This is a genomic window from Bacteroides sp. HPS0048 (assembly GCF_964240755.1).
GTDB lineage: Bacteria > Bacteroidota > Bacteroidia > Bacteroidales > Bacteroidaceae > Bacteroides > Bacteroides nordii.
In genome coordinates, this window is record NZ_CAXSVC010000027.1 from 64204 (window position 1) to 79899 (window position 15696).

Sequence of the window (15696 nt, forward strand, 5' to 3'; positions counted from 1 at the left end):
ATCCTATCCTTTACTATAAACAATAAACTTATTTTTTTAGTAGTCAAAATAAATAGAGATCATAATTATGAAAAAGTATATCTATGTTTTGTTTATGTTCGCAACTTTCAATCTATGGGCATGTAGTGATAGCGAACCTTCAAATGACGGGGGCGAGGAGGTGGTGGATAAAACCACTGATTGTCAATCTGCCAGCGAGAAAGGTGCTTATACAACCTGGTATAAACCTGCAAATGGCTGGGTAGGTGATCCGATACCTTATTATGATGACGGTAAATTTTATATTTTCTATTTACAGGACTGGCGTTCGGGATATCCTTTCTTACATCCATGGCATATGGTTTATTCCACCGATCTTTCTTCTTTTACTTTTGGTGGTGAAACCATCCCTTGTGGGAAAGAAGAAGAGCAGGATGTAGCTTTAGGAACAGGTGGTGTAATTAAAGATCGTACTACCGGAGAATACTGTGCGTTTTATACAGGTCATCAGTGGAAGTGGCAGGAGATGGGAGTACCTACACAGGCTATCTTATTGACTACCTCCAGGGATATGAAGACCTGGACAAAGAAGGGTGAACATAATTTCTATCTCTCTCTTAGGGGACAAAGTGGGTATGTGGAAAATGATTGTCGTGATCCACATGTATTTTATGATGAAGAAGACGGATTGTATAAAATGGTGGTGACGACCCATACGAATGCAGGGGCAACATTGGCTTTATTCACATCTAAAGAGTTACAGAACGCAAAGGCATGGACATTGCAGGAACCTCTTTATACAGATCCGGCTATCTGGGTTATGGAGTGTGCCGATGTCTTTAAGGAAGGAGAGTATTGGTATTTGACTTATTCGAATGTAGCCGACCGTAAAGTACATTATCGTTATGCCAAGTCACTGAAAGGGCCATGGATAAAACCTGCCAATGATATATTTGATGGCATTGCTTTCTATGCCGGAAAAACGATGTCAAACGGAAAAGAACGTTATTTGGCTGGATGGTGTCCGACACGTATCGGTGATGGTGATCCCGATCAGTGGGGAGGCTCTTTGGTTTGCCATCATATGTTGTTTAATGCAGATGGAACCATTGATCTTAAACTTCCTGACGGAATTGATAAGAAGTTTACTACGTTGAAAAAGACAGTACTTATTGATAAATCCGGGAAAGCTGTCAAGAAAGAGAATTCATATGTTCTTTCGGATGTGGCTTCAGTGTCTTTCCCGCGATTGGATAAGACATGTAAAATAGAAGCAACTGTCAAAGCCACCGGAGACGAAGATGTTTTTGGATTTGCTTTTGGTGCATGTGATGATAAAACAGAAGTTTATTCTATTCGTTTTGATTTGAAATCCAAGAAAATGATAATGTCAAAAGATGATTTGACACGTGGGACTACTCCTGCACAAACCGATGTTACATTGGCAGTTCCGGCCGATAAACAATTTAAGGTGAAGATTGTGGCTGAAAAATCTGTTTGTGTGATGTATGTAAATGATAAGATTGCATTCTCTAATCGTATTGACAAAATGCCTAAGAATCCGTGGGCTATTTTCACAGATAAGGGAACCGAAGTTTCTTTCTCTGATATAAAAGTATATGAATAATCCTTTATTTAATAATTAAAACATTGATAACATGAAAAAGACATTTTTACTCGTTGCTGCACTTGCTGCCACTTCTACATTATTGGCTCAAGATGATTTGGTTATTTATGGTGATGTAACTTCGGGCGTTGAATGGCACAATTTTGCCGGTCCGACAAATGTACAGGAAGTGGATAATCCAACTCCGGATGCGGTTAATTCGACAGCTAAATGTATCTCAATGAATCGTCCTAAAGAGACGGGTGGTTCTGACGAGATAGGATGGCCTTGGGAAGGTGCTTTATCCGAGAGTTTTAGTGTGCCTAATATTACTGACTATAATTCGATTTCGATGTTAGTAAAAAAGCCCTATCCAGGGAAAGTTTGCCTTGAACTACAGAGTCCGACAGGAGGAAGCGGTATGATATATGCAGAATATACTGCCACCGATGATTCCTGGCAAAAGTTGACATTTCCGATCATAAATGTTTCAGGGCTTGGAGCAACCGGACTTACCAAAATATTGGTTGAAATTCATCGTGAAGATGAAAATAACAATGATGATTTCGAAGATTGCATGATGTATGCCGATGAGATTACTTTACATAAGGCTATGCCGGAATTTAGTTTTAATGGAGAAGATAGAATTGCTGGTGGATGGATTCCTTTCCCGGGAGATGAGTTCAGCAGAAAAGCCAGAATTGTTGCTAATCCGGACCAGACAGGTATCAATACCACTGACAAGTGTTTGTGGATTAAGAGAGAAAAGAATGATGAAGTATTTTCCGGTGCCATTAATCGTAATTTTAAGGTGAATAATTTAAATGAATTCAGATGTATGACGATGATGGTAAAGAAGAGTATAGCAGGACCGGTAAGTCTGGAGTTACAGTCTCCTGGTGAGGAGAAGAAACAAATTCTGACAGCTGATTATACAGAGGTGGGTAGATGGCAAAAATTAGAATTTGTATTCCCTGACAATTTGTTGGAAGGTGCTCCATTGCAGATTATTATTTTGCAGGCTCATGTTGTAGATACGAAAGAAGATGCAAGTTTTACCGAACCTGTGGATATATATGTAGATGAGCTTTATTTGTCGAGTGAAACTGTATCCATTCCTTTATATTCAAAGGATAAGAAAGAAATTGTGAAGACTGAGATTTATGATATCAGAGGAATGCTTATGACAACATTCGGTGCAAACGAAGAAGCCGTTATAGACAATCTGGAAAAAGGAGTTTATGTTGTTCGTCAAACAGATAAAGAAGGAAATGTGACGGTTGAGAAAATGATGAATAGATAATTTTAGTATGTATGGAAAGTGAAGAGGAGGGATTGAACATGACTCTTCACTTTCTTTTATAAAACTTTAAAGAATGCCGATATGAATTATACACGCTGTTTGCTTTTGTTGTTTAGCATGATGTCGTTTTTTTCTTGTAAACAAGAAAAATATGATATCACCTTTAACTCATTATTAGATGAGATGGTTGATTACGAAGAGAGTGCCCGTTTTCCTGCCATACCATTTTCTTGCCGTCAGGAAAGTAGTTACGACCGCCGTTCCGTTCATCCGGACTCAGCAGGCTGGTTTGCCAATAATGATGGTTTTGGGATAATCCGTGTTGATACAATCAATGGGAGAAAAGAAAATGTTTTATTTGATCAGGATGGTCCGGGCGTTATTACGCGTTTCTGGTTAACAACAATGGATAAACGTGGTATAATGCGTTTTTATTTTAATCATGCCGGGGATGCCCAATGGGAGATACCGGCTTATGATTTGCTCCGTTCCGGTTTGTCAATAGGTAAAGAATTAGTGCAGGAACATCCGAATTATACTCCGGATGGAAAAGGGGGGAATACATTGTTTTTACCCATACCCTATAGTAATGGATGTAAGATAACATTTGAATTACCGGATTCAATTGAGCCTTCTCCTAAATACTATGGAATAAATTATCGTAGTTATCCGGTAGGAACAAAAGTTGAAACTTTTTCTGTTGAACTCGTAGAGCAGAATAAAGATAAGATATTATATGTGGATTCATTACTCCGGAATTATCCTTCTTATGAGAAGGGAACATTGTTTACTGAGTCCAAAGAGTTGTTTTCAAAAGATTCATTGTCTGTTGCTTTGCCCGAAGGAACGAATGCTGTCCGTTTATTATCTATAAATATTCAGGTGGATTCAGTACATTATGAACAGGCGATGCGCGAACAGATTATTAAAATGAGTTTTGATGGTGTGGAGACAGTTACCGTGCCTTTGAGTGATTTCTCGGGAGCAGGTATGGGAGCACGCAAGTCAGATAGCTGGTATGTTTCTGCTGATGGCAAAGGGCATGTGCTTAGCCGCTGGGTAATGCCTTATCAAAGTAATGCGGTTTTTAAACTTGTGAATCTTTCTTCTACCACAGTAAAAGCTGATATCGAAATACGTGTGGATGATTGGAAATGGGATGAACGCAGCCTTTATTTTCATTCTTCATGGAGACAGGAAAATGGCATTCATGTAGAAGCAAATCCGGATAATGATGCGGCATGCATCGATTGGAATTTTGCAACATTAAATGGGCGTGGAGTTTATAAAGGAGATGTATTATCGCTTTTTAATCATACATTAGCATGGTATGGAGAAGGGGATGAAAAGATATGGGTGGATGATGATAAAGACTTTCCTTCTCATTTTGGCACAGGCACGGAAGATTATTATAATTGTTCCTGGGCTCCTGTAGTTCCTTTCTATACACCGTTTGGAGGGGCAACCCGTGCAGACGCAGAAACGTCAATCGGGTATAATACATTCTTCCGGACTCGTAGTTTGGATCAGATCCCGTTTAATAAACACCTTCGTTTTGATATAGAAATGTTGAGTTGGATATCGGGTGAGGTTGATTATGCTGCTACTGTATATTGGTATGGTGATCTGAACGCAAAAGCAGAAAATAGCACATTGATAGAGGAGGCGACGCGGCCTTTACTGCCTCAACCAGCAGATCCGGCCGCTTACAAGATTGCAATGAATGCGATAGAGTTTGAAAAATTAACTCCTATAGCAAAATCCGAAGAACTATTTACTGATGGGCAGGGTATGCTTACTTTCTCTAAAGGAAAGTGGAGTGGGAGTAAGCAGTTAATCTGTACACATGGGAAAACTGGTAGTTTTATTGAATATGAATTTGAGGTGCCTGAGAATAAACCATATGATATAACTGTTCATGGAACAAAAGCACCGGACTATGGTATTATCGGTTTTTATGTAAATGGACATAAATCTCCAACCTTGTTTGATGGTTGCAGTGCGCCTGAATATGGTGTTGTTAATTCCGGAGCTATTCGTATCGGACGTTATGATCCGGAGAATGGAAAAATACGTCTAAAAATAGAACTGGTTGGTAAGAATGAAAAGGCCCATGGTACGGGTGGTATTTTCGGATTAGATTGTTTGATATTAAATGCTGTGAAATAAATGATTGAGTAAAATATATAAAAGACAGACGTATCATTATTAGTATAGAATGAATCAAATATTATAAGAACCGGATATTCTGACTTGGGCAAATAAGAACCCATGTAACAAATATAATATAGTTTGCAATAAATGTGATAGGCGTTGTATGCTATGGCGTCTATCTTTGCAGCAGTAGAATTTAAAAATCTTAATACCATAACAACATGTTTCATTTAAAAGATTCCTGGCGGAAAATCGGAAAAACACTTTCCTTGTTTATAGTAGGGACTGCTGCTTCTGTCTGTTCTTGTCCGGCTATAAATCCTCCTTTCGTGATTAAACATTTAGGTGACGGACAAAGTATTGTCCAGATAGAAGAGCAGAAAAAGTTTTTGCTTCTTCCGGTAGAAGAGGCTTCGTCCGAAGCAAAATTGTATATGATAGCTGATAACGATGTAGTGCGTAACATGAATGTCCGTTTGGCTGTTAATAAAGTAGATTACTTTGTACCAGTCGACCTTACCGGATTTGATAACAAACATCTTTCTTTCAATTTTCAGCTTATTCCGGATTCGGCTATATGTTGGAAAGAGATGAAACTTTCTGATGAATATGATATTTCCAATTGTGAAAAATTCCGTCCGGTTTATCACTTTACACCAGCTTATGGATGGATGAATGATCCGAATGGAATGGTATATAAGGATGGTGTTTATCATCTGTTTTATCAACACAACCCTTACGGTTCTATGTGGGGGAATATGCATTGGGGACATGCTACGAGTACGGATTTAGTGAATTGGAAGCATCATGGTGATGCCATCTCTCCGGATGCACTGGGTACGATCTTTAGTGGTTCATGTGTGGTAGATAAAGACAATACTGCCGGATTTGGTGCCGGAGCCATAGTGGCTTTTTATACCTCGGCAAGTGACCGTCAGGTACAGAGTATGGCTTACAGCCTCGATAACGGAAAGACATTCAAAAAGTATGCCCGTAATCCCATTCTTACTTCCACCCAACGTGATTTTCGTGACCCGAAAGTAATATGGCATGAAGATACAAAGAAATGGATTATGATTCTTGCTGTAGGGCAGGAGATGCAACTTTATTCTTCTTCTAACCTGAAGGATTGGACTTTGGAAAGCAAATTCGGTGAAGGACAGGGTGCTCACGGTGGTGTATGGGAATGTCCTGATCTTATAGAACTACCTGTCGAAGGCACTGAATTAAAGAAATGGGTACTTATCTGTAACCTGAATCCGGGGGGGCCGTTCGGCGGCTCGGCCACGCAGTATTTTGTGGGGTCATTCGATGGACAGAAGTTTGTAAATGACTCTCCGGCTTTAACCAAATGGATGGACTGGGGGAAAGATCATTATGCTACAGTAACCTGGAGCAATGCCCCCGAAGGCCGTCACATCGCTTTGGCATGGATGAGTAACTGGGAATATGCGAACAATGTTCCGACTCAACAATACCGTAGTGCAAACTCTGGACCTCGTGATCTTTCACTCTATACTTTCAATGGGGAGACTTACGTGAAGTGTACTCCTTCCAAGGAGTTACTTAAGTTACGTGATAAAGCAATAAAGAAGCGTACTTTCAAAGTAGATCGTACTTATAATATGGATAAGCTTTTTGCCGACAACACAGATACTTACGAAATAGAGATGACTATCAAAAATAAAAATGCCGAAGTCATTGGATTTCAATTATTCAATTCAAAAGGAGAAGAAGTGGAGATGTGCTACAATCTGATTGAGAAGAAATTCTCTATGGATCGTACAAAGAGTGGAAATGTATCATTCAGCAAAGATTTTCCAACTGTGACAATGGCTCCTATCGAGGGTGGTAATGAAATGAAACTTCGTCTGTTTATTGATAAATCGAGTGTTGAAGCTTTCGGTGACGATGGCCGGTTTGCGATGACGAACCTTGTGTTCCCATCGGAACCTTACAATCGCATTAGTTTTTATGCCAAAGGCGGAAGCTATAATGTGACTTCATTTACTGTGTATAAATTAGTAGTTAGTAGTAAGTAGATAGTAGTAAGTAGTGGATAGTTCTGCTTTATCTAAGCAAAACATTTCTACTTAACTACTTCTCAACTTAAAAACTTCCCAACTTAACAACTCAAAAATAATGGAAAATACTAAAAATGCTTCGCTAACGAAGCTTGTCCCGGTGATGCTTTGTTTCTTTGCTATGGGATTTGTTGATCTTGTAGGTATCGCCTCTAATTATGTAAAAGCAGATCTTGGTCTGACAGATGCTCAGGCAAATATCTTTCCTTCACTGGTATTCTTTTGGTTTCTTATCTTCTCCGTACCTACAGGTATGTTGATGAATCGTATCGGACGTAAAAAAACGGTACTTCTTAGTCTTGTAATTACTTTTGCATCTTTGGTTCTCCCTATTTTCGGAGATGGTTATGTATTGATGCTTGTTTCGTTTTCTCTGCTTGGTATTGGGAATGCTTTGATGCAGACTTCACTGAATCCATTACTTTCTACTATTGTTAGTGGTGACAAACTTGCCAGTAGTCTTACCTTCGGACAGTTTATAAAGGCTATTGCTTCTTTCCTTGCTCCTTACATCGCTATGTGGGGGGCTACACAAGCCATTCCTTCATTCGACCTTGGCTGGCGTGTACTTTTCCCCATTTATATGGTCATATCGATTGTTGCCATTTTGTTACTGAATGCTACATCGATAGTAGAAGAACCGGAAGAAGGAAAGCCTTCCACTTTCATGCAGTGCCTGGCTTTGTTGGGTAAACCTTTTATTTTATTTTCATTCGTCGGGATTATGTGTCATGTGGGGATTGATGTGGGTACAAATACTACTGCTCCGAAGATTCTTATGGAGCGTTTAGGCATGACATTAGCAGATGCAGGTTTCGCAACCAGTCTGTATTTTATCTTCCGTACCATAGGTTGTCTTTTAGGATCCTTTATTCTGCGTAAAATGTCATCTAAAACTTTCTTTGCTATCAGTGTGTTTTTTATGTTGATGGCAATGGCAGGATTGTTTATTTTCCATGACTTGATGATGATTTACATTTGTATTGCTTTAATAGGATTTGGTAATTCAAATATATTTCCTATCATTTTCTCTCAGGTATTATTGTTTATGCCGAATAAGAAAAATGAAGTTTCCGGTCTGATGATCATGGGGCTTTTCGGAGGAACAATTTTCCCTTTGGCAATGGGAGTTGCTTCTGATGCCATCGGACAGAGCGGTGCGGTAGCCGTAATGACGGTTGGAGTAGCATATCTCTTATTTTATACTTTCCGCATTAAAAAGTAATTTAAGTTGTAAATAGTTTAATCATAAATTAGTATGAATAGCATAATCGTAGGAATGGGTGAGGCACTATGGGATGTGCTGCCCGAAGGAAAAAAAATAGGTGGTGCTCCGGCAAACTTCGCTTATCATGTATCGCAGTTTGGATTTGACAGCCGTGTGGTAAGTGCTGTTGGCAATGATGCGTTGGGGGATGAAATCCTTGAGGTATTCAAAGAAAAGCAGCTGAAGCATCAGTTGCAAGTGGTGAATTATCCTACCGGAACCGTACAGGTAACGCTCGATAGCGCTGGTATACCTCTTTATGAGATTAAAGAGGGGGTAGCCTGGGACAATATTCCGTTTACAGATGATCTGAAACGCTTGGCGCTCAGTACTCGTGCTTTCTGCTTTGGTTCGCTGGCGCAACGCAATGAAGTGAGTCGTACCTCTATCAATCGTTTTCTTGACACGATGCCCGATGGAGATGGGCAGTTGAAGATATTCGATATCAATCTTCGTCAGGGATTTTATACCAAAGAAATCATTCGTGAGTCTTGCCAGCGTTGCAATGTACTGAAGATTAATGATGAAGAATTGGTTGCTATCAGCCGTATGTTCGGTTATCCGGGTATCGACCTTCAGGACAAATGCTGGATCCTCCTCGCTAAATACAATTTGAAGATGTTAATACTGACCTGTGGAACCAACGGGAGCTATGTATTCACTCCGGGCGTAGTCTCTTTCCAGGAGACACCCAGAGTACCGGTAGCCGATACGGTGGGGGCAGGTGATTCGTTTACGGCTGCTTTCTGTGCTTCGTTATTGAAGGGTAAGAGTGTGCCCGAAGCTCATAAACTGGCAGTTGAAGTTTCTGCATATGTATGTACTCAGAGTGGCGCTATGCCTGAGTTACCACAGGTTTTGAAAGACAGATTATCGTAACTTATATCTGTTTGTAAAGCGCTGATAATGAGTCGATGCAAGAGTGTACACTTTGGTATAACAAGAATGTACATTCTTGTATAGTAAGGTTGTACATTCTTGTTATGTAAAAGTGTACAACCTTGTAATTACTCATTTTTGTTTATAACTGATTATTTTCTTTATCCGGTATTCGTTGCTATATTCGTTCAATGAATAAAGCCAATTTAAATACATATCAGTCGGCATTTTTCGATACCCAAGTTGATGAATTCTGCTGTATAGCTCATTCATCTGTTTCTTTATGGTGACAGAAGGGCTTTGTTTATATTGTTGTGTTACAATTTGTGCTTTTAGCAATAATGCATTGATATAGTCCGGATAATACTTCAAAGCTGTATCACAACATTGTACAATGAAATGCCCGTCCCCGCTCCCATACTTGTGCATGTATCCTTGAGCTAAATCAGTCAGACACAGAGCTATTGATTGCCGAACGGAGAGAGTATCCATATATATGCCATTTCTGATCGCATCCAGATGGATGTATCCGGATGCTGTCAACCAGGCATCTGTGGGAAAATCGGCACAGGTTAGTTCTATATTATACCAGCCTGCCCGTTTGTTCCATGCTTTTATGTACATATGGTTAGGGGCCAGTGATAACCAGCACTTCTCACCGAGTTTATCCATAATTAATTTGTAGAGTAGTGGCATGGAGTGGCAATTTCCTTTTTTCGTTTCCATCATACGTGATACAAACATGTTGTTCCAGTTTTCCCGTCCGGCGTAATCATCAAAGTTATATTCAAATGGAGTATGCCATGCTACTGTGTCTCCAACTTGCATAGGAATGGAATCTGTCATGAAAACGAAAACGGCGCATTGTGCCTTGGCTACTTGTTCGTCTCCTTGTCCTTCATAACGGATATCGCCGGATTGCATAATACCGCGGCAAAAATTAGTATACCATTCTATCTGCTGATTGAATATCTCTTCATTCTGGTTGCCATTGTAATAAGCATTTTCTACGGCATAGACTGCTTTTTGCAGATCCATGGAGTCCTTGCCGGATAGCATATTGGTGAGAGTCAGTTGTTCTTTGATGTAGGCAGCTTGAGAATATACAGGTAATGCCATGATACATGTCATTATGTACAGAAGGTAAATCCTACACTTTTTATTTAATTTTTCTATTTCATTTAGATACATGTGAATTCTTATTTTATATGTGCTGCTTGTTAATTGGTTTGACGTAAATAGTTACTGATTTTTATAATCTCTTCAAGAGGTATTTCGCCTTCTGATTTTACATCTTTACCATCTAAATTAAAACAAATCACATTGTTTATATTCGCATTTTCCTTGGGATCACTGACTCTTTGAGAGGCATTCATTAATATACCATTGTCCTCAAAATAAACTTGAATCGACTCAAAATGAATTTTTTGGTAATTGTCTTTGAATAGCTTGTAATCATAATATAGAATTAAGGATTTCTTTTGTATAATAATGACCTCTGTTCCATATTTATTCCACAAATATAATTTCAATAGATAGCCAGAAGAAAGAAAGCCTACGATACAAGTGATAATGAACCCCAAAGGAATACCTTCACCGATTGTAGCCAAATATATAAAGAATATAATCGGAATGAAAAAGATTGAAAGTGCAAAAAATAAAATAATACTTAGTATACCTGTTTTTGCTTTCTTTACATGAATTTTCAAAGAAATACCATCCGAAAATTCTAACTCATAAATTGGTATTAGCGATTTTTTTGTTTCCATATTCTATAATCTTTACTCCTTTCTATTTTTCTTCATCTTCTATTTCAGTATAGATTTCATATAATGTTGTATACAGTTAAAAATATAGTAGAATGTTGTTTACGATCACACTAAGCATATATTGTATAAATAAAGTATCATATACATTATCTTTTGCCATCTTTCATGAATTATTCAATTAAATGTAAATGTCTTATTTTCATTATTGTTAGCCGTCAACATCAGAATGATATTATCAATGACTTTATCTTCATACTGTTTTGATGAACGTATATGTTCTATTTCTTTGAGAATCTTATTTTGGTCTTCTATTATTCTCTTTACTAAAAATAGGTCATACAATGATTCTTCGTTTGGATTTTTATTTAAATAGAGTTGAATCTCATTGATAAGTTCTTTGAATAATTGATTTCTATTTACTGTGTCACCTTTAGATTCCAATATAGCAACTTCAAATGCTTTTATATACATATCCTTTTTATAATTAGTTGAGAAATCTGATGAATTGAATGACTCAACGTATTTCTTTCCTCCTTCATAGTCTTTTAATAAATACCTAATTGAAAGATTCAGTTCAAAAACTTTTCTTTTTACCGGTTTACAATCAATACTATCTAAATATAGTTTTGCTTCTTCCAGACATAATGTACTATCTGTTAGTGAATATTGAAGCCAGCGATTGAAAGCTTTTTCATAAAGAGAGTTACATTTTTCGCTATTTTTCTTTGAACAAGACAATAATAACATTAATAGTAAAATGAATATATAAATGATTCTATAATGCATAAGTTTGTTATTTGACAGTCCATGTATTTAAATTGAGAGTTTTGATAACGTATTACTTTAATTCGTAGGAAGTTATTATGTTTACTTTTACTCCATTGTTAGATGCTGGAGTGAATAATGGAAGTTTATCTACTCCTTTGGTTATACAATCTATGATTTTTGGATCATCACTGTATATGTGGTGGATATGGGTTCTTCCTATAGTATCAATATTAACATAAAAAACAATAGGAGAACTTATTTTCAATTTATTATATTGAAACCATTGGTTGAAGAAGTTGTTTATTATTACTGTGTTATCATCATTGTTATAGGCTGTTGGAAGTAAAGGGGGAATATCTACTCGATTGATAGAACTTCCTATTGTTTTTGTTCTTTTTTCTACAAATGTATTTCCTCTTTTCACTAACTTATGAATACTAATGAATTTGTTTTGATATTCTGTCAATCCTAATTTAATGTTTATACTGTCACCTACTTCAAAATAAAAAGAATTATAAGTGCCTTTAACATAGATTCTGTTTCCAATTAAATAAGTAGAATCCATTTTTCCGTCTTTACAAAAACTAATTTTATACATTAATACATTACCTCCCTTCCATGGGGTGTATTGTATTTTATCAACTCGTCCAGTAATCACTTTGTTACAAGAGGATAGAAATAAAAGAATGATGTAAAATATTAAATATTTATTCATGGTTACATTTCTTTTTTTGTTATTCTCCATAAATATTTCCTCTTTTAATAATCTGCTCATTTACAATAATATTATATTCTTTAGTGTCTATATTTATGAAAGTATATGGAGGCTTTCGTTTATTATTCTCAAAGAAATGGTTAATAAAAAAGTTATCAGGTACAATCTCAATATTATATTTTGAACATCCAACACTTTGTATTGTTGAGTAGGATGTTCGAGCATATATATCTGAAGTATTCACGATGATTTGTATATAATCTATTGTTCTAAGTTCAATAGAGTCTTTACTATTATAAAGTGATAAAGAATCCTGTGCAAAGAAAATGACAAATCTCCCTCCTGGACGTTTGGACGTTTTTACGAAAACATCTTTTTGGGGTAATTGGAACATATAATTATTTTCCCTATAGACTGTTTCGCCACAGGAAAGAAAAGCTAATGATCCTAGTATTATAAAAGTTATTTTTTTCATAATTATTCATCTTATTAACCATTTTATTCCACTAGGTATAGATTTGGTTGTCCAGTGTAGGGTCTTCCACAGATTATCGATTGTGCTTTTAGACCAGCGTTCTAACCATACCATTGTACATTTAATTTTCGGTATAAATCATTTGACCCGAGGTAACCACTCCAATCGTTTTGCACTTAATAATCTATATGTATGTTGATTTATTCTGAGTGAATCTGAACCTTTTTCTTTTATAATAGAATCATTTAATTCTGTAATCTTATAAATTGATTCAGGTACGTTGATCAGTACAGTGCTGTCATCCGGTTCGAAAAAGTAATAATCATAAAAAAATTGATGTCCCATTGGAGGTAGAATTGCAGTTGAATCATATTTTATCATGAGTTGATATGGATAGCGTTTTATGATTTTACCAGAAAAACTAGATTGTCTAAAATAAGATTTCTGTTTAGTAAAAGCTTGTTCCGCGTCAGCTTGTATTTCATACAACTCATGACCAATTATAACAATAATAGTAAGTGCACATCCTGCGAAGATACTGGCTATAATTATTAATATTCTCTTTCTATTTTTCTTCATCTTCTATTATTGATTTTACTGAGTATAGATATGGGAAAATTATGTTATAATTTGATTTATTACTCAATTATTTAGCAAGTTCTAACTAATACTTCTTTTTGACTTTTATTTTGTCAATATTTTTATATTCATATAAATAATTATTGTAAATAAAATATATTGTACTATCTACGGCAGTAAAATATACAGTATCGTTTCGAACGAAAACAATTCCTCTTTCATTCTCACTACCAATTGATAAACCCGGTTCAGGGCTATATTCGATACTATAATAACTACCATCTCTATTAATGCCGTCACACGATATGGTATATTTGACTCCGTCAATAAAAAACTCCCAACTATCCATATTAATACGTCTGTTAATTTCAATATACTGTACAAAAAAAAGGTACACTAAAAAAGAAGATAAGAAAGCATTAATCACTAAAAAAGGTGTATAATACATCTTGATAAAATAGAATATGCCGGCAATCACTAAATTGGCTAAAAATACTATAGGAATAATAAATAATAAAATAATACTAAGGCTACTATCAGGTTGAGTGTACAGTGTCCAACAACCAACCATAATTATATCAATAATCAATAGTATCGACAACGTTTTGATATTCTTTTTAGAAAATAATGTTTTCATTGTATACTTAGTTTTTAATATGAAACAATCTTTCCATCTACAATTTGATAACGTCCCTCTGGAAGATTACTTATTTGATCATAAAAAACAGAGTCACCAACCTCCATAAAGTTCACCTTTTCTTATAACTTGCTGATCTACTGCCACGTGGTACTCTCTCGTATCGATGTTTATATAAGAATACGGTTCTATTTGTTTTCCATTTTCAGAAAAACGATCATAATCACTAAAAGAAATCATTTGGAAATTAAAATGTTGATGTTGGATATGCTGTATGGGAGCAGCATATTCTTTTATATAAACATTCGTTGTATCCATAAACATATAAATGTAACCACCCGTTTGAAATTCGATAGAATCTTGACTATTCTTTAACATTAAGGAATCTAATGCGAAAAAAATAACAAACTGTCCTCCTTTGCGTTTAGATGTTTTCACGAAAACATCCTTACCTGGTAATTGAAAGACACAATTAATTTCTGTTCGTTCGGATTTCTGTTCACAAGAAAGAAGGACCAACATTACTAATACAAATACTATTATTTTTTTCATTTTTAATTACTTAAAAAAAACATTTAGTCATACCTGGTACAGACTTATATTGCCAACGTATTGCTTTACATGGATTTTTAAATGATCCTCTTATGCCATCTTTCCATCCTCGGAACTGTGCGCGTTGGCTTGAAAAGCCTTCTACAGATGGATGATTATCCTGCTTAGACTGCAATTTATCGAATTGCCATCGGGCTAAGTCCCAACTAATTTGGTGATATCCAGTTATATGTCCTGCTGCATCTATCTCTTGTTGTGCTCTTTGATTACGTCGCATTAATTCATTAGGATCATATGCATTAGACTGTGCTCTTTTAATAAAGGGAGATGGGGTACTGGAATGAGTTTGTGGGTTGATGTTTATTCCATAAGTATCCATCGTGGCGGTCTGGGGGACCGGAATAACAGGTAATTGAGCATATAGGTGCCAACTACATAAGATGGCGAAGAATATGGTTAACGATTTCTTCATTTTAGCAGTTGATAATGATAATATTCGCAATATAAGGATTTATTATTGACTAATCTAAGAAAATACTGGAAAAGTGAGAGTAAGTAGAGAAATAATCCCTTTCCTCACCAATACACATTTGTTTTCTTATGTTATGGTATCGAATGCAATACCATGATGGAATTGATAAAAGTTTAAAGAAATGCAGTTATCCTGTCTTTTTGTTCTTATATGATCGTTTTTCATAACACACTTATTTTAATTATTGCTATAACTGGAGAATAAATTGCATAATAATGTAATTTATCAGCCCTGTTTTATTGCATAATCTTCCTTTATTTGGATAGTTATGCATATTTACCCGGCATGTTATCTTAATTTTCCCTATATGATAAGTTCGGTTCCTCTACCATTATCTTTGCCATGGAAAACATAGTTCTTTATGAACGTTAATAAGAATAAATTTCTTAATATTGTC

General features: G+C 36.1%; 15 protein-coding genes. 6 read left to right on the forward strand and 9 right to left on the reverse strand.

Annotated elements, in window-relative coordinates:
* Window positions 1-67: 67 nt before the first annotated feature.
* The 6 genes from ACESQI_RS18190 (at window position 68) to ACESQI_RS18215 (ending at window position 9272) form a co-directional block, all read left to right on the forward strand.
* Entirely contained in the window at window positions 68-1606 is a 1539-nt protein-coding gene (locus tag ACESQI_RS18190) for a glycoside hydrolase family 32 protein (RefSeq protein ID WP_278511425.1), read from the forward strand.
* A 31-nt stretch (window positions 1607-1637) separates the two neighbouring features.
* Window positions 1638-2888 (forward strand): T9SS type A sorting domain-containing protein, encoded by a 1251-nt coding sequence (locus ACESQI_RS18195; protein WP_007486157.1) that lies wholly within the window; start codon window positions 1638-1640, stop codon window positions 2886-2888.
* A gap of 81 nt (window positions 2889-2969) precedes the next feature.
* Window positions 2970-5057, forward strand: a complete 2088-nt coding sequence (locus ACESQI_RS18200) for a glycoside hydrolase family 172 protein (RefSeq protein ID WP_373126668.1) — start codon at window positions 2970-2972, stop codon at window positions 5055-5057.
* Window positions 5058-5263: 206 nt separating this feature from the next.
* Window positions 5264-7084 carry a GH32 C-terminal domain-containing protein gene (locus ACESQI_RS18205; protein ID WP_373126670.1) on the forward strand — a complete coding sequence of 607 codons (1821 nt, stop codon included), beginning with the start codon at window positions 5264-5266 and terminating at the stop codon, window positions 7082-7084.
* A 100-nt stretch (window positions 7085-7184) separates the two neighbouring features.
* A complete protein-coding gene (locus ACESQI_RS18210) occupies window positions 7185-8351 on the forward strand; it encodes an MFS transporter (protein ID WP_373126672.1) in 1167 nt (388 codons plus the stop codon).
* Between the two features lie 33 nt (window positions 8352-8384).
* A complete protein-coding gene (locus ACESQI_RS18215) occupies window positions 8385-9272 on the forward strand; it encodes a carbohydrate kinase (RefSeq protein WP_002561019.1) in 888 nt (295 codons plus the stop codon).
* A 132-nt stretch (window positions 9273-9404) separates the two neighbouring features.
* Here the strand turns inward: ACESQI_RS18215 and ACESQI_RS18220 are convergent, their stop codons facing one another.
* The 9 genes from ACESQI_RS18220 to ACESQI_RS18260 all read right to left on the reverse strand — a co-directional run bounded on the left by ACESQI_RS18220 (window position 9405) and on the right by ACESQI_RS18260 (window position 15239).
* Entirely contained in the window at window positions 9405-10391 is a 987-nt protein-coding gene (locus tag ACESQI_RS18220) for a hypothetical protein (protein WP_373126674.1), read from the reverse strand.
* Between the two features lie 101 nt (window positions 10392-10492).
* Window positions 10493-11041 (reverse strand): hypothetical protein, encoded by a 549-nt coding sequence (locus ACESQI_RS18225; protein WP_373126676.1) that lies wholly within the window; start codon window positions 11039-11041, stop codon window positions 10493-10495.
* Between the two features lie 174 nt (window positions 11042-11215).
* Window positions 11216-11827 carry a hypothetical protein gene (locus ACESQI_RS18230; protein ID WP_373126678.1) on the reverse strand — a complete coding sequence of 204 codons (612 nt, stop codon included), beginning with the start codon at window positions 11825-11827 and terminating at the stop codon, window positions 11216-11218.
* A gap of 52 nt (window positions 11828-11879) precedes the next feature.
* Window positions 11880-12584, reverse strand: coding sequence for a hypothetical protein (locus ACESQI_RS18235; RefSeq protein WP_373126680.1), 705 nt, complete (start codon window positions 12582-12584; stop codon window positions 11880-11882).
* A complete protein-coding gene (locus tag ACESQI_RS18240; protein WP_373126682.1) occupies window positions 12544-12999 on the reverse strand; it encodes a hypothetical protein in 456 nt (151 codons plus the stop codon). The genes ACESQI_RS18235 and ACESQI_RS18240 overlap by 41 nt, the downstream gene beginning before the upstream one ends.
* Window positions 13000-13137: 138 nt before the next feature.
* The gene (locus ACESQI_RS18245; protein WP_007486175.1) at window positions 13138-13578 is read right to left on the reverse strand and encodes a hypothetical protein; all 441 of its coding nucleotides are present in this window, start codon (window positions 13576-13578) and stop codon (window positions 13138-13140) included.
* 85 nt (window positions 13579-13663) lie between these two features.
* Entirely contained in the window at window positions 13664-14215 is a 552-nt protein-coding gene (locus ACESQI_RS18250) for a hypothetical protein (RefSeq protein WP_373126684.1), read from the reverse strand.
* 93 nt (window positions 14216-14308) lie between these two features.
* Complete coding sequence (locus ACESQI_RS18255) at window positions 14309-14767, reverse strand: hypothetical protein (RefSeq protein ID WP_256142950.1); 459 nt, start codon at window positions 14765-14767, stop codon at window positions 14309-14311.
* Window positions 14768-14777: 10 nt separating this feature from the next.
* Window positions 14778-15239 (reverse strand): hypothetical protein, encoded by a 462-nt coding sequence (locus ACESQI_RS18260; protein ID WP_373126686.1) that lies wholly within the window; start codon window positions 15237-15239, stop codon window positions 14778-14780.
* Window positions 15240-15696 lie beyond the last annotated feature (457 nt).

Coding starts and splice junctions, on each gene's coding strand:
- ACESQI_RS18260 (WP_373126686.1), bottom strand. CDS start 15,239: ATGAAGAAATCGTTAACCATATTCTTCGCCATCTTATGTAGTTGGCAC.
- ACESQI_RS18250 (WP_373126684.1), bottom strand. CDS start 14,215: ATGAAAACATTATTTTCTAAAAAGAATATCAAAACGTTGTCGATACTA.
- ACESQI_RS18245 (WP_007486175.1), bottom strand. CDS start 13,578: ATGAAGAAAAATAGAAAGAGAATATTAATAATTATAGCCAGTATCTTC.
- ACESQI_RS18205 (WP_373126670.1), top strand. CDS start 5,264: ATGTTTCATTTAAAAGATTCCTGGCGGAAAATCGGAAAAACACTTTCC.
- ACESQI_RS18210 (WP_373126672.1), top strand. CDS start 7,185: ATGGAAAATACTAAAAATGCTTCGCTAACGAAGCTTGTCCCGGTGATG.
- ACESQI_RS18255 (WP_256142950.1), bottom strand. CDS start 14,767: ATGAAAAAAATAATAGTATTTGTATTAGTAATGTTGGTCCTTCTTTCT.
- ACESQI_RS18190 (WP_278511425.1), top strand. CDS start 68: ATGAAAAAGTATATCTATGTTTTGTTTATGTTCGCAACTTTCAATCTA.
- ACESQI_RS18195 (WP_007486157.1), top strand. CDS start 1,638: ATGAAAAAGACATTTTTACTCGTTGCTGCACTTGCTGCCACTTCTACA.
- ACESQI_RS18200 (WP_373126668.1), top strand. CDS start 2,970: ATGAATTATACACGCTGTTTGCTTTTGTTGTTTAGCATGATGTCGTTT.
- ACESQI_RS18235 (WP_373126680.1), bottom strand. CDS start 12,584: ATGAGCAGATTATTAAAAGAGGAAATATTTATGGAGAATAACAAAAAA.
- ACESQI_RS18215 (WP_002561019.1), top strand. CDS start 8,385: ATGAATAGCATAATCGTAGGAATGGGTGAGGCACTATGGGATGTGCTG.
- ACESQI_RS18230 (WP_373126678.1), bottom strand. CDS start 11,827: ATGCATTATAGAATCATTTATATATTCATTTTACTATTAATGTTATTA.
- ACESQI_RS18220 (WP_373126674.1), bottom strand. CDS start 10,391: ATGGCATTACCTGTATATTCTCAAGCTGCCTACATCAAAGAACAACTG.
- ACESQI_RS18225 (WP_373126676.1), bottom strand. CDS start 11,041: ATGGAAACAAAAAAATCGCTAATACCAATTTATGAGTTAGAATTTTCG.
- ACESQI_RS18240 (WP_373126682.1), bottom strand. CDS start 12,999: ATGAAAAAAATAACTTTTATAATACTAGGATCATTAGCTTTTCTTTCC.